15 protein-coding genes are annotated in these 13,955 nt (G+C 50.8%); 5 read left to right on the top strand and 10 right to left on the bottom strand.

Annotation, left to right across the window (positions count from 1 at the left end; translation table 11 throughout):
• Positions 1-54: 54 nt before the first annotated feature.
• Both RIF25_RS01005 and RIF25_RS01000 read right to left on the bottom strand, forming a co-directional pair.
• Positions 55-1,203: an NDP-sugar synthase gene (locus tag RIF25_RS01005; RefSeq protein ID WP_322876708.1), complete on the bottom strand. Its 1,149-nt coding sequence runs from the start codon at positions 1,201-1,203 to the stop codon at positions 55-57.
• Between the two features lie 68 nt (positions 1,204-1,271).
• Positions 1,272-2,198, bottom strand: a complete 927-nt coding sequence (locus RIF25_RS01000; RefSeq protein WP_322876707.1) for a helix-turn-helix domain-containing protein — start codon at positions 2,196-2,198, stop codon at positions 1,272-1,274.
• Positions 2,199-2,742: 544 nt separating this feature from the next.
• Here RIF25_RS01000 and RIF25_RS00995 point away from each other — a divergent pair.
• Positions 2,743-5,346, top strand: coding sequence for a DUF3536 domain-containing protein (locus RIF25_RS00995; protein WP_322876706.1), 2,604 nt, complete (start codon positions 2,743-2,745; stop codon positions 5,344-5,346).
• A gap of 29 nt (positions 5,347-5,375) precedes the next feature.
• Here RIF25_RS00995 and RIF25_RS00990 read toward each other — a convergent pair whose 3' ends face one another.
• Together RIF25_RS00990 and RIF25_RS00985 are read right to left on the bottom strand one after the other, a co-directional pair.
• Positions 5,376-6,710, bottom strand: a complete 1,335-nt coding sequence (locus tag RIF25_RS00990) for a DUF3370 domain-containing protein (RefSeq protein WP_407682288.1) — start codon at positions 6,708-6,710, stop codon at positions 5,376-5,378.
• A 43-nt stretch (positions 6,711-6,753) separates the two neighbouring features.
• Positions 6,754-7,440: a J domain-containing protein gene (locus RIF25_RS00985; RefSeq protein ID WP_322876704.1), complete on the bottom strand. Its 687-nt coding sequence runs from the start codon at positions 7,438-7,440 to the stop codon at positions 6,754-6,756.
• 154 nt (positions 7,441-7,594) lie between these two features.
• Here RIF25_RS00985 and RIF25_RS00980 point away from each other — a divergent pair, with 154 nt between their 5' ends.
• Positions 7,595-9,388, top strand: a complete 1,794-nt coding sequence (locus RIF25_RS00980; protein ID WP_322876703.1) for an FAD-dependent oxidoreductase — start codon at positions 7,595-7,597, stop codon at positions 9,386-9,388.
• Positions 9,389-9,396: 8 nt separating this feature from the next.
• Here RIF25_RS00980 and RIF25_RS00975 read toward each other — a convergent pair whose 3' ends face one another.
• Genes RIF25_RS00975 through sufU form a run of 3 tightly spaced genes read right to left on the bottom strand, consistent with a single transcriptional unit; the run spans position 9,397 to position 11,078 of the window.
• Entirely contained in the window at positions 9,397-10,050 is a 654-nt protein-coding gene (locus tag RIF25_RS00975; protein ID WP_322876702.1) for a Uma2 family endonuclease, read from the bottom strand.
• Positions 10,051-10,098: 48 nt separating this feature from the next.
• Entirely contained in the window at positions 10,099-10,599 is a 501-nt protein-coding gene (locus RIF25_RS00970) for a Ycf51 family protein (protein WP_322876701.1), read from the bottom strand.
• On the bottom strand, positions 10,599-11,078 hold the full coding sequence (sufU, locus tag RIF25_RS00965; protein ID WP_322876700.1) for a Fe-S cluster assembly sulfur transfer protein SufU: 480 nt from the start codon (positions 11,076-11,078) through the stop codon (positions 10,599-10,601). The genes RIF25_RS00970 and sufU overlap by 1 nt, the downstream gene beginning before the upstream one ends.
• 299 nt (positions 11,079-11,377) lie before the next feature.
• Between sufU and RIF25_RS00960 the strand changes: the two genes are divergently transcribed.
• A complete protein-coding gene (locus RIF25_RS00960) occupies positions 11,378-11,752 on the top strand; it encodes a ferredoxin thioredoxin reductase catalytic beta subunit (protein WP_407682287.1) in 375 nt (124 codons plus the stop codon).
• Complete coding sequence (locus RIF25_RS00955; protein ID WP_407682286.1) at positions 11,745-12,146, top strand: DUF309 domain-containing protein; 402 nt, start codon at positions 11,745-11,747, stop codon at positions 12,144-12,146. The genes RIF25_RS00960 and RIF25_RS00955 overlap by 8 nt, the downstream gene beginning before the upstream one ends.
• On the opposite strand, the gene RIF25_RS00950 is transcribed toward RIF25_RS00955, so the two are convergent.
• The 3 genes from RIF25_RS00950 to rpmI form a co-directional block, all read right to left on the bottom strand.
• Complete coding sequence (locus tag RIF25_RS00950) at positions 12,109-12,591, bottom strand: phosphate-starvation-inducible PsiE family protein (protein WP_322876697.1); 483 nt, start codon at positions 12,589-12,591, stop codon at positions 12,109-12,111. The two genes, RIF25_RS00955 and RIF25_RS00950, sit on opposite strands and share 38 nt — an antisense overlap.
• Positions 12,592-12,752: 161 nt before the next feature.
• The gene (gene rplT, locus RIF25_RS00945; protein ID WP_322876696.1) at positions 12,753-13,103 is read right to left on the bottom strand and encodes a 50S ribosomal protein L20; all 351 of its coding nucleotides are present in this window, start codon (positions 13,101-13,103) and stop codon (positions 12,753-12,755) included.
• A gap of 84 nt (positions 13,104-13,187) precedes the next feature.
• On the bottom strand, positions 13,188-13,385 hold the full coding sequence (rpmI, locus tag RIF25_RS00940; protein ID WP_015123110.1) for a 50S ribosomal protein L35: 198 nt from the start codon (positions 13,383-13,385) through the stop codon (positions 13,188-13,190).
• An 81-nt stretch (positions 13,386-13,466) separates the two neighbouring features.
• On the opposite strand from rpmI, the gene RIF25_RS00935 reads away from it, so the two are divergent.
• On the top strand, positions 13,467-13,883 hold the full coding sequence (locus RIF25_RS00935) for a hypothetical protein (protein ID WP_322876695.1): 417 nt from the start codon (positions 13,467-13,469) through the stop codon (positions 13,881-13,883).
• Positions 13,884-13,955: the final 72 nt, after the last annotated feature.

Here is a 13,955-nt window from a genome sequence, read left to right as displayed (position 1 = left end):
CCTGTTGACCAGGCCCGGCGACAAAAATGTTGACAGTTATCAAAATTAAAAGCATCAAGCGTCTTCAGACCCAAATAAGTCAACTGGGGCATCCATGCGTTCTGTCTGGCGGGAATCGGTGATCAACCAATCCAAGGCTGCTGCTCGCACATCAATGGTTGTCCCATTTTTATCCACGCAATAACGCCCAAACACCAACTTGTCCACCAACCGGATCCCAGCCCCGAGACGGGAATATTCAAAGATTACACAGTTATCGACAACTGCGCCACTACACACACAGCAATTGGGGCCAATCATCGTCGGGCCAATAATTGTCACTCCATCCTCAATCCGAGTCATGCCGCCAATGTAAACCGGCCCTTGGATATTCACCTTGTCCCAATTCACCGCCACATTGATTCCGGTATAAATATTGGGTGCGACTTCCCGGCCTGGGATTTGCACATTAGCAACCTGGCCCGCTAAAACACTTCGCACCGCCTGCCAATAATCTGGGACTTTACCAATATCCACCCACTCAAAATCCATCGTCAGGCCAAAAAAGGGCGCGCCCATCTCCACCAGTTTGGGGAACAGTTGGCTCCCAATGTCATACTCCATACCCGAGGGAATTAAATCTAAAATCTCCGGTTCAAAGATGTAAATCCCTGTATTAATCAGCGTACTCAGCGCTTCTTCAACATTGGGTTTTTCCTGAAAGGCCTTGATCCGATGTTCGGTATCTGTAACCACAACCCCATAACTGGAGACTTCCTCCCGCGGAACATCTCGCAAAATAATTGTCGCAATCGCCCCCTTTTGACGATGCCAGGCCACGGCTTTGGTTAAATCTAAATCAATCAGGGCATCGCCACACAGAACCACAAACGTATCATCAAAAAACGGGTTAAAATCCTGAATCCGTTTCATGCCCCCAGCGGAACCTAAGGCCTTCCCCACCAGCTTGCCGTCCTCAATATAGCCCTCAAAGGAATAGGCAATCTGGACTCCAAACCGCTGCCCATCTTGGAAATATTCTTCAATTTCGTGGGCCAAGTGGCTGACATTGACCATAATTTCCGTAAAGCCGTGTTGCCGCAATAACTCCACCAAAAACTCCATCACGGGCTTTTGCAGAATTGGGATCATCGGCTTGGGAATCGTGTAGGTAATGGGGCGAACCCGCGTTCCTTTCCCGGCGGCCAAAATCATTGCTTTCATGGTTCCTAATCTGCCTCATGTCCTGATGTTTTTTTACTCGCTAAGGTATTGGAAATGGCGATTGTTCTCTACTCTAGGGCATAGACTTGGCCATGAATCAACAGACGAGTAATCCCCTTGCCTTGGAGATAAGCAGTGGTTTTCCGCAGGACATTGCCATCGGGAACCTTAACAACCGTTTTCCGCAGAATACTATCTGAGTTTTTGTAAATGCGTTGATTCCGCTGGGAAAACCGGAGTGCCACCGCCCGGCTTTCAAAAATCGGTAATGTTTTTTGTTGCTCTTCATCAAGGCTGGCGTGCCCCAGGCCCCGGAACTCTCCCAACGGACGGGCCAATAACTCAGAGCGGGTGTCAATGACTAAGTAGCACGGCCGGGGTAGAACGGCTGCATCTAAGGGATAAATGGCAATTTCCGCCGGACTCGCGTCTTCTGCCAACATTTCTGCCGCTTCAGTCGGATCATCAGGGTTATCGGTCTCTTCCTCTTCGATCTCATCTTCAAAATCATCATCGCCAAAGTCCTCTAAATCTTCCCCAGCCAACCCACTCAGATCATCCTCTTCCTCCTCCTCACTGTCGATCTCAACAGCGGGATAGACTCTTGTCACAGGCTCAGGGAGGGCTTGGAGGGTGGATACCCCAATGGATACAGCTTCGGTCGCTGGAGGGATAGGAACGACAACTTCTGGTTGGCCAGGCGCAGAACGCCTACGGCGAATCAAGGGTTTAGATGGGGTTGGGGGAACTTCAGGGGTGGGTTCCGGCGTAGCTACGGAGAGGGTGGGGCTGGGGGTGACAATTTGGGGAAGCGGCTTTATGGGTGGAGGGGGCGGGGCAACCGGATGAGGTTCGCCATCTCCAGACTTAATCGTGCGGCGAATTGTATTTTCACTCACACTAAACTGAGTCGCCAACGCCTTGATGGATTCTCCTTGACCATAGGCCACCACAATTGCTGCTTTTTCGTCGTTGGTTAGCCGTTTGTAGGTCATTGCTCGCGATTATCCTAAAACCGTAAACCCCATTATCTCTCATCTCTTTGGCCGATTGAGGGGGCGTTGCCGAAGTTAGGGATCAATTCTTTGGAGCAGATTATGGAGAATTATGGGATTAAGTATCCTTAAAGGGGGTGTTTGACCCGGCCTGGGGCCTGACAGATAAAGGTCAAGCGGCTGATCTGACTGATGAAAATCTTCTCAATCGTGCCAGTTAGACTGTTTTTAACTGGCCTCGATCCTCAAGCTGGAGGATGATCTATAGTCTTCAGGGGGGAACGTGATAGATGTAAATAAATGTTGTTAAATCTAAATTTTTGCTGAAATTTGACCCAATTCCTGGATTCGCCGTCAACATAAAGAAGGAATTTGAGACCCTTTTGTCAGGTTCTTTAACACTTGAATAACATTTTGCTCAGGGTTGCGACTGAGGGGTATAGGCAGCCAGAGACATGAGGATTTTGGGTCAGGTTTTGCCAAGGTTGGTTTGGGTTCTCGGGTTTATCAGTCCTTCATCTCTATTACTTGGACATCTTCCTCTATGGTTCAGTCTTTTTTCGCTTCCACATCCGCTGATCCGGCTCCCTCCAGTTCCAATCCATCCGCCCCAAATTCCCTTCAGGCCACAGGCATCTACATCACCATTCATGGCCACTTCTACCAACCCCCCCGCGAAAACCCCTACCTGGAAGCGGTTGAACATCAACCCAGTGCCAGCCCCTTTCATGATTGGAACGAGCGGATTTATCACGAGTGTTACCGCCCCAATGCTTTTGCCCGGATTTTTAATGATCGGGGGGATGTGATTGATATTGTCAACAACTATGAATATCTCAGCTTTAATATTGGCCCAACCCTGTTTAGTTGGCTAGAACGGTATGATCTTGAGGTCTATCAGCGGATTATTGCCGCCGATCGGGCCAGTTGCCAGCGCTTGAATAGTCACGGGAACGCCATCGCCCAAGTCTATAACCACATTATTTTGCCCTTGGCCAATCACCAAGATAAGGTCACGCAAATTCGCTGGGGGAAAGCCGATTTTCAACAACGCTTTGGCCGGGAACCGGAGGGGATGTGGCTGGCTGAAGCAGCAGTAGATTACCCCACCTTAGAAGTCTTGATCCAAGAAGGGATTAAATTTATTGTCCTTGCTCCGTCCCAGGCCCTGCGCTGTCGGCCCCGCCCAAGTAGCAATAATCCCGACCCGGCCTGGTACGAGGTTGCCGGTTGCCAAATTGATCCTAACCGCCCCTACCGGTGTTTTCTCCCCGCGGGTAACCAGGAAACGGATTTTATAGATGTATTTTTCTATGACGGGCCAATTTCCCGCGATATGGGCTTTAGTGATTTGCTCAATAGCTCCCAGTTTTTAGCCGGACGGTTAGGCCAGGCCGTGCGCCATGATCATCGGGAATTGCAACTCATTTCTGTAGCCACCGATGGAGAAACCTTTGGTCATCACAAAAAAGATGCCGAAAAAGCCCTAGCCTATGCTCTCAAGGTCGAATTTCCCCAACGAGGCTGGCAGGTGAGTAATTATGCTCATTACCTCAGCTTGCAGTCTCCCACCTGGGAAGTGGTCTTAAAACCGGTCACGGCCTGGAGTTGCGCCCACGGGGTTGATCGTTGGCAGGCCGATTGTGGCTGCGGCGGGGGCGGGGCCTGGCATCAACGGTGGCGGCAACCCTTACGGGAGAGTCTGAACTGGTTACGGGATGAACTAACGGATATCTACGAAACCCTGGCGGCGGAATTTTTTACGGATGGTTGGGCCGCCCGGAATGCTTACATTGAAGTGATTCAGGATCGCTCCCCAGAACGTCTCGAAAAATTTTTCCAGGCCTGGCAACAGCACTCCTTAACGGCTAACGAACGGGTAGATGCCCTCCGCCTTTTGGAAATGCAACGCTATGGCCTGTTGATGTTTACCAGTTGTGGCTGGTTTTTTGAGGAAATCTCCAGGCCTGAGGGGGTGCAAATTCTTCGCTATGCAGCCCGGGCCTTGGAATTGGCCGCCGATGTTTCTGGGGTGCAATTAGAAGCCGAATTTAGCCAACGTTTGGCAGCGGCCCCCAGTAATGTTGAAGCCTTTGGCAACGGAGCCGGGGTGTATCAGCAACTGGTGAAATCTTCCCAAATTAGCCTGCAACAGGTGGCGGCCCACTACGGCATGAATTCTCTCTTCACCAATTACCCCACCCAGCATCATCTCTATTGCTATGACATTGTTCAAAATGACTATCTCCGGCAGCAAATGGGCAACCTTACCCTGGCCATTGGACAGATTACCCTGACCTCAGACGTAACCCGAGAATCCCAGGCCCTAGTCATGGCTGTTCTCCACATGGGGGGCTGGGACTTCCATTGCTGCTTAAAACCCTTCCAAGGACGAGCCGACTACGCTGAAACCAAAGCCTGTCTCCTTAATGCGCTCCAACAGGGCAGCACCGCCAAAGTGCTTTTAACCCTCACCCAGGCCTTTGGTGAAACTGCCTATGGACTGAATGATCTCTTTGCGGAAGACCGTCACCGTTTGATGCACGCCCTGACCCAAACCACCCTGAACCGCCTCGATCAGCTGTATAGCCAGGTCTATCGGGACAATTACGGGATTCTGATGGGCTTTCAACGGGATGGACTCGCAGTGCCCCAGGAGTTACAAGTGGCCGCCAGTGTCGCCCTCACTCACCAGGCCAAGGCTGCCTTAAAGTCCGTGGAGCAGGAACTGGCTGATCCCCAAAACTTACCCAGTAGCAACCTGCCCCAGTATTTAATTCAACTAGAAGCGATTGCGGAAGAGGCCCGGGTGCTTGGCTGTAGCTTAAACTTAGGCCCCGAATCCCAACATCTGGAGCAACAAATTCTCCAAGTCCTCTGGCATCTTTTCCACAACTGCGACCCAGATCGCCTGATTGCCCTAGTCCCCCTGCTCAGTCAAATCATGATCATTGCCCACCGGCTGCACCTGGACTTAAATCTAGAGCCAATGCAAGAACTCTATTTCCAAACCCTGAAAACCCTGTTCACCCCGGCTGGAGATCACTCTCTATTGTTGACCTTAACGCCCAAGGCGACCCATTACCTCTTGCAACTTGGCCCCCTTTTGCAGGTAGATGTCAGCTGGATTAGCACTTGCCTGCGATAAATGGATCTCGGGCCCCAGTCGCATCTTCCTCAAGGTTGGGTTAGGTTTGCAAGGGTTAAAACCTGGACTGGGGTGGCATCGGGGGGATAGAGAAAATTCACTTGGACAAGGCGAGTTTCCTGGGGTTGTAAGGTCAGCCTCAGTAGCTCTGGCCCCTGTTGTCCCTGTTTCTGAACCAGATGGAAGGATTGACTTTGGGGGGTTCCGGCATCATCCCGATAGCGAAAACGCACCGTTCCCCGGAAAAAGATGCGATTGGGGGGTGGGTTGAGAAAGCGCAGGCCAGGTTCAGCCAGGTTAGTTTTGACAGGGCTTTGAATCGTCAAGGTAATCGTTTGGGGCTGATTAGTCGGGTTAAAGAGGGGAAAATTGAGGTCATATTCAATCCCATAGTTGCCGTGGGCCTGGTAGGCAGTGTCGGGGTAACGAGCAATGAGGGGGGCCGCTTGCACCTGGCCAGTTCCCAATGTGCCCCCAATCACTGTGCTTAAAGGAAAGGAAAATCGCTCACCCGGCCTGGGAATTTCAAGTTTTGTTGTTTGATTGTACCAACGAGATCCGACACCCACACCGGCTACACGACTGTAAATAATCGGCCCAGGCCGGCCTGGAACCGATGGCGGTTTATCTCGAGGGGTTACAAGGGAGCCAGTTTTGAGTAAGGTTTGCCAATCCTCAAGGCTGGGGGGTGTTTCCTGTCCCTGAGCATCTTGCCTGGCATAGAGTCCCAAACTGGCTAAATAGACGGGGCCATTGCTGCGAAGCCTGAGGAGGGCCGAGCGACCATTCAAGGGTGGAGTAAGTTCTTTCACGGAAATGGGCAAGTTGAGCAACAGGGCACTGCTTTGGGGCGGAATCACCACTTGGGGTGGAAAGATGGCTTGGCGTTGGCCCCGAAGAATCTCGGTCATCACCCGATCCCCAGGCCCGGCATAGATCATCCCTGAATCATTATTTTGAACATCCGGCAAGGGAATAAAGGGTGCATCGGGTTGGCTAACATAACTCGCGGCCTGGAGGATGTTGATCGTCACGGGTTTATGGGTTGGGTTTTGGGCAATGACCCCCAAATAGAGCGTCCGTAAATCCTCTGGTGTTGCAGGCTTGGCAATGTGGTGGGCAAAAATATCAAAGCGGCCTTGGAAACGGGTGTTCAAGTGGGCAGTGGGGGTAGCCATGCCTTGGGGCGGAAAGGTTGAAAGTAAAATCCCTGCTTGAGAGACCACTTCTGGACTGTTGCTATTGAACACCCTTACCTGATCCAGGCCCCCTGGCAGTGGCAAAACCTTTTGGGGTTGGAGAATCGTTTCTGGTGGTGGGGTGGTTTGGGCGAATGCGCGCAACGGTAGAGCCAGACTCAGCATGGCCAGGGTTAGGCCGGTGAATTGTCCCGCAAGAGGCATGGGTTTAGAGGGGGGTAGAGGTTTTGACGGCCGCATTGGCTTCTCGAAACAGTCCCGTCGCAATCCGAAAAAGTTCCTGGCCAGTGTGGAGATAGGAGTCATCAAAATTCAGCGTAAAGGTATAAAGGTCTTCCAGGCCATCATCAATTTGATTCAAACAATAGTAAAGATTTAAGGCAATGGCTCCGGCTCGGGCTGGATTAGGACAGGTCTGGAGACGGCTACGGGCAGCACTCAAGAGGGTGGCACTTTTGCCAAGGTAGCCTTGGAACTCCTCCAACAGAACATCATCAAAGGGGTCGGCGGCCAGTTGATCAATTTGCTCTTGGAGGGGTCGAATAATATTCCGGATAATTTTGCTGACGGGTTCATAAACGTTCCGTAACCAGAGGGCAAAGTCCTGATCCTTTTGGCGGGCCTGGTGATAGTTTTCGGTGGGAATATTAACGGCAAATCCAAAGCTGCGGGAGCCAATCACTAGCCGTTGTTGGTCATAGGCCTGGCGTTGGGCCGGATCCCCCAAAATCTCATAGGCAAAATTGAGCCGGAGCATTTTCTCATGGCTATGGTTGGATTGATTGTTCGTGTCAGGATGAAATTGCTTCACTAAACGGCGATAGGCCTGCTTAATCTCCCTCTGGCTGGCGGTGGGGGTCAGTTCTAAGGTGCTGTAATGATCGGGCAGTGACATGGAGGCAGGACTGGGGGGATAAGGACTAGGGGGCGAGGAGAGTTTAATTTTTCCCAGGCCCTAGGATAGACCAGTTTAGCAATCTGGGTGAGATAATAGGCACGCTATGGCCAGGCCATGAATTCATGCCGATCCTTCATTCCCAAGATTGCCAATGCAGCACCTCACAACCCAAGTTTTAGTCGTTGGTGGGGGAACCGGGGGCACGGCAGCGGCGATTCAAGCGGCGCGGGCTGGGGTTGAGGTAATCTTGGTCAGTGAATTTAATTGGTTGGGGGGAATGTTAACCGCGGCTGGGGTCGCTGCGCCGGATGGCAATGAATTAGCGGCTTGGCAAACGGGCCTGTGGGGAGCCTTCATCCGGGAAGTCCAAAATCGCCAATTTGTTGACCAGGCCTGGGTGAGTTTTTTTACCTACCGTCCAGCAGTGGGAGCGCAGATCTTTGCCGAATGGGTGGCGGCATTACCGAATCTCAGGTGGATTTCTGGCTACATTCCCCAGACCGTTAACCGCGTCGGTCATCGCATTGTCGGAGTCGAATTTGCCCCTGCGGATCGCTATCAGTTGCCTCAACCCCAAAATCAACTCCCGCCCCTGAATATCCAGGCTCAGATCACCATTGACGGAACAGAACTGGGGGATTTATTGGCATTAGGCGATATTCCTCATCGCTGGGGTTGGGATTGGCGAGAATCTTGGTCTGAGCCGAGCGCGCCGCCCCTACCCAATCCAATCACCGCCACCTATCCTGTCCAGGCCCCGACTTGGGTGGTGATGCTCCAAGACTATGGCGAAAATAAAACGGCTCCAGCCATTGCCCCCTCACCCCTCTGGGATGAAGCGAAATTTAGGGGGGCCTGGGCGGGTTATGCACCGGATTATTTTCTCAATTACGGCCGCTTACCTGGCAATCAATTCATGCTCAACTGGCCCCAAAATGGCAATGACTATGGGGTAAATTTGAATCGACTGATTGCCTCCCCGGCTGCCCGTGAAGAATTTTTCCGAGAGAGTCTTTGGCATAGTCAGGATTTTGCCCACTATATTCAACTCCATCTGGGACAACGCTATGGCCTGGCCAGAGATGTTTTTCCCCTCGATCAACCCACCTTGGGAGGCTGCGAATTTGCCCTCTATCCCTATTTTCGAGAGAGTCGGCGGCTTATTGGCATAACGACTGTCACCGAGTTCGGGATTTTGCCCCAGGGCCAAGTTGCTCCCCTACCTGTCAATGAGCAGGGACAAATTACTTCAGTTGCAGTTGGCAACTACCCCAATGATCATCACTACCCAGGTTTTGAATTTAAGTTGGCTCCAAAATCCATTTGCTGGGGCGGTCGTTGGACAGGAACTCCCTTTACTATTCCCTTGGGGGCTTTGATTCCAGCCGGGATGGATGGGTTTATTTGTTGTGATAAAAATATTTCTGTTTCCCATATTGCCAATGGTGCCACCCGCCTACAACCCCTAGTCTTAAATATTGGGCAAGCTGCTGGGATGGCCGCGGCATTAGCCATTAAAACGAAAACATCATTAGCCGAACTCAAAATTGAACAACTCCAATGGGCACTCCTCAAAGACCCCCAGGCCCCGGCCGCAATCATTCCCTTTTATAATCTCCCTCCAGATCATCCCGAATGGTTTATCGCCCAACTAAATGTTTTACGCCACGCCGCCCCCTATCCCCCATCCGGTTATGCCCCGCTCTCAGTCCCGCCCCCGCCGCCCCACCTGAGCCAAATCCCCTCCCTAACAGGTATCATCACCCAAGCCGACTCCCAAACCTACCAACTCACCGATGCATCTGCCCAGGCCTGGGCCCTAGTCACCTTGCAAGCCGAGATTGAACAACAGCTTAAAACTCTCCACCTGGGACAAGTTGTTACCGTTTGGGGCACGCCAAATCTGAGCGGCAAATGGATTCGAGTGGTTGCTTTGGAAACCTAGCCCAATCGTCAAGTCCCTAACTGTTGAAACTGACTCAATAACCAGGCCCCGACTTGCTGATGATCCGTTGTGCGACTTTGCCGTAAAGCCATTTCTAAAAGACGAAAGTTGAGACCGGGGAGGAGTTGTGATTCTTGAATTTGATAACTTTCTAAATCCACAATCTGATAAGCCGTTATGCTCAGAGTTGCCACATCCACCACCCAATATTCTTGTACTCCCAAGGCTTCATAAAGGGCGCGTTTAATTCCTAAATCATCTGACAGAGAGGACTGGGCAATTTCAATGACTAAAGCAGGAGCCGAATGCTGATCTAAATCAATCAAGTTCGCCCCAAAGGGAATCTCTGAGACCTGAGCACCAAAATAGACAGAAATATCTGCTTGGCAACCTAGAGTTCCAGAGCGTTGATAACTACAGTTAGAGAGGATTTTCAACGGGACATGACGGGTGATGCTAAACAGGTTGACAGCCAGGGCCATCAGATGATCGCCTTCCGCATGATCGGGACTGACGAGAGCCATGTCTAACCTCATCAAGCCTTTGTAATAATATCCCCGTGTGTTTTCCTGCGCTGGCTGTGCGAGAAGCTGGCAATAATCGTCCCAAGATGTTTTTACCCAACTATCCCCTAGGGTTTGAATAGTTACGGCGGGTTGCATTTAGGTTTGGGTCATGGTAGCAAAGCTCCAAAGGACGCGAGCCAACTCTTATGTCCCTAACTTATCCTGAAAAATTGTGATTTCCAGATTTTGATCATCCCGCACGGCTAAGGAGCGTTTGACCTGTCCGAGAACTAAGGGACGGGAAATACCGGCTTGGGGGTGGGTGACAGTCCGGGCCTGGATCAAAAGTTGATCACGCCCTATTCCCAAACGGCCCGGGGAAAAGAGATCACTGGCCGCTTGGCGGAGAGTGGCTTCCAGTTCTGGGGGTGTAATGGTGGAGGGGACAGCAATGGTGGCTAGGTTGGCCCCATTATCAAACACCAAACTATAGCGGATGGCTCCGGCAACTTGGGTATGGGTCAAGGGGACTAAACTGAGGGCAAATAACCCGGCTGTCAAAACAATCATGAATCCGGTCGAACCCACCAGTCGAAACCGAAATCCCCACTTGAACAAAAAGCCCAATCCTGCCAATAGGGCCACTGCCAAGGTTAACCCAGCCGACCACTGCCCATAGGTGAAAAATGCATCTGGGGTAAACATTAATTGCTGTCCTCATTGCTGACAAATTCTGGCCCGGCGGCGGTAACGGATGACTCTAAGGCGGCGCGCAGGGTATGCCAACTCAGGGTTGCACATTTAATTCGCACGGGAAATTGGGCCACCCCTTGCATGACATTTAATTTACGCAGGTCTTGGGGAAATTCAAATTCACCCTTCATCATGGCCTGGAATTGCTCCACCATCCTGTTGGCCTGGTCAATGGTTCTACCCCGCAGAGCATCAGCCATTAAATCCACCGAAGCCATGGCAATTGCACAACCTTCCCCTTCAAACTGGATATCGGTAATCTGGGTCTGGTCAGGGGAGAGTTGGACGGTTAGCTCAATGGTGTCTCCACAGGACGGATTATGTCCCCGTTGTTGTCGGTCAACTGGCTCAGTCCGGCCCCGATGGCGTGGCTTTTTGTAATGCTCAAGAATAACCTGCTGATAAAGCGTGCGTAAATTGTCCAAAGACATTGTGGTAGTGGGCAATTCCCAAATGAAACAATCGTTAACACTGATAGCGTTACCCATTTTGGGTTCAATACTTCCTAGCTTAATCCTTGCACGGTTGCTTGCACCTGCAACATTTTTGTGAGTCTGGGGATTGAGGTTAATCTATATCTAGAATGTTGCATTTCTAGCAACCCCAATCAAGGTTAGGATTTGAGCCGATCATTGCCCCAGGCCTGGAAATTTTAAGAGGCATAAACCTAACTTTACCGCAAGAAAACAAAGGTGGTACGGTAAAAATGCCCCCCATGAGCACCTCCTTTATGAGTAACGGGTATCAACCGCAACAAGCCTCCGATAAAAACTTGGAAGCGATGCGTAAATTTGCGGAAACCTATGCCAAGCGCACGGGTACTTATTTTTGCGTGGATTTGGGGACAACAGCGGTGGTGCTGGAGGGCCTGGCCAAGCATAAGGATGATTATGGCTCCCCTCTATGCCCTTGCCGCCATTATGACGATAAGGAAGCCGAGGTAGCAGCGGTGTACTGGAACTGTCCTTGTGTGCCGATGCGAGAACGGAAAGAATGCCACTGTATGTTGTTTCTGACCCCAGACAATCCCTTTGTCGGCACAGCCCAAGAAATCAGCTTTGACCAAATCCGTGCGGAAACCAATCGTTACTCCGTCAGTGAATGATTTGCCCCCTGAGGTTGGCCAGGCCGTCCTTGAATTTAATCAGGGTGAGTTCTATGCCTGCCATGACACCTTAGAAGCCCTCTGGACAGAAGCCCGTGAACCGGAACGAACCTTTTTTCAAGGGGTTCTCCAGTTAGCGGTTGCCTGCTATCATCTCCAGAACCAGAATCAACGGGGAGCAGTTCTCCTGTTAGCCGAGGGTTGTCGGCGGTTAAACCAGTATTGGCCCGCTTATAGTTGGGTGGATGTGGCTTCACTGGTTGAACAAGCCCAGGCCCTGTTGGAGTGTTTACAAACCAACCAGCCCCCCCAGGCCTGGCCAAAGCTGCACATTGTAACCTTGGCCCCCATATCCCCTAGCGTTGGCGTTGATGATGGTTTTGACGGCGAATAATCCAATAGCTGATGGTGACAGCCAAAATACTCACGGCCAAGCCGACTAATTTAGGAATGGTCTCCGGTTGATCAATATTCAAAATAATGATTTTTCGAGCAATGGCAATTAAAGCTGTCACAATCACTAATTCCACGATTTGGGCAGAAACATCTGTCCGCAGATAAGCCGTAATATTTTCGAGAATTTCCAAGGCCACTAAAACATTGAGAAATAAACCAAAAATCCGCACTAAGTCGGTTGTAAATTGCCAATAGGGGGGAGTAAGTAGCTCTGTTAAGATGAACCGGCCAACATCAGTAATGGCAGCAATAATAACTACAATCATCCCTAAGGCTAAAATCCGAGAGGCTAGGCCTTCAACTCGTTTTAATGCCTTCAGAAACTTCTCATCACTAACCGCAAGCTCGACAATGAATTGCCCCAAAGCTGTCAACCAAGACATAGAAACTAACCTGAGGTTTAGACCGGCCCAAGCCTATGCCCATGCTACCAGGCCTGGCAACTTAAACATCAAAATAAATGCCCCAAAGACTTCTAGCCAGACAGAAATCTTTAAGGGCGGGACTTAGTCCTTAAAAAAGGGTTGAAATAGTTGAATTGGGCTTACTTTTGCGTGGCCACTGCAATCACTTTTGCAAAGGCATCTGGGTCAAGAATCGCCAATTGGGATAACATTTTCCGGTTAAGCTCAATGTCGGCCTGCTTCAACTGGCCAATCAATTGGCTGTAGCTGACACCATGGAGCCTGGCCGCCGCATTGATCCGGGCAATCCACAACCGCCGGAAGTCCCGTTTCCGCCGCCGCCGGTCGCGATAGGCATTACAAAGTGCTTTCATCACCACTTGGTTAGCGGCCCGAAATAGTTTAGAGTGCGCGCCGCGGAAGCCTTTCGCTAACTTGAGAATTTTTTTGCGCCGTTTGCGGGCCACATTGCCCCGTTTTACCCTAGCCATACCGTAACAATCCTTAAATGTGCTGCAAAATTACCCATCATGTTGAAAAATTTTTGTCGGCACCAAGACCGTTTATTGAGGTGCTTACAAGTAGGGCAACATCAATGTCACCCGCTCCCCATCCCGCTCATCCACAACAGCCATTTGGGAGAGGCGATTTTTTCGATCGGAGCCTTTGTGCTCTAAGAGGTGATTCTTATTGGCTTTCCGGCGGATCCATTTACCACTTCCGGTCGCTCGAAATCGTTTGGCGGCGGCGCGGCGGGTCTTAAGTTTTGGCATCACTAGCCCCTGTTTTACTATTTCAACACAGTCTTCTAGTATATGATCCTGACTAAGCAACTGGCAAGAACGAGGCCAAGTATGGAATTAGAGTTTATTCCTGTTGATGAATTTTATTTTGCAATCACCTTGGCAATGCGAACCTTGGCTGAGTTTGGCGATCAACAGCTTGTCTCTGCGGTTCACCAGCGGTTGCAAACCCGTTTTGGCCAAGCCTCGACTGTTGCCTCTGGACATCAAAACACCTTTAACTATGTCTTTCGGGTTCACAATTACGATAACAGCCCGGCTGATCAACTGATTGTTTCCATTGCTGACTGGCATGACAAGATTCGCCTCAGTACGGATTATGGTTGGACGTTAGATGAACATCGCAAGCCCATCCGCAGCGACAAATTTAGCCAGCGTCAAGCGTTCTCCCCAATTCTGAAGTCCCATCTCCAGGCCTGGCTCGACTTACCGACAACCTTTCTGGAGAGTTCTCCCGAACAGGGCTAGGGCCCCACTATTTCTCCAAAGCCAGGGATAGCGAGGTTAAACTGATCAATAGAGTCCTTTTGTAACGAATCA

The organism is Pseudocalidococcus azoricus BACA0444, assembly GCF_031729055.1.
Taxonomy (GTDB): domain Bacteria; phylum Cyanobacteriota; class Cyanobacteriia; order Thermosynechococcales; family Thermosynechococcaceae; genus Pseudocalidococcus; species Pseudocalidococcus azoricus.
This window is presented reverse-complemented; position numbering and strand designations above follow the sequence as displayed.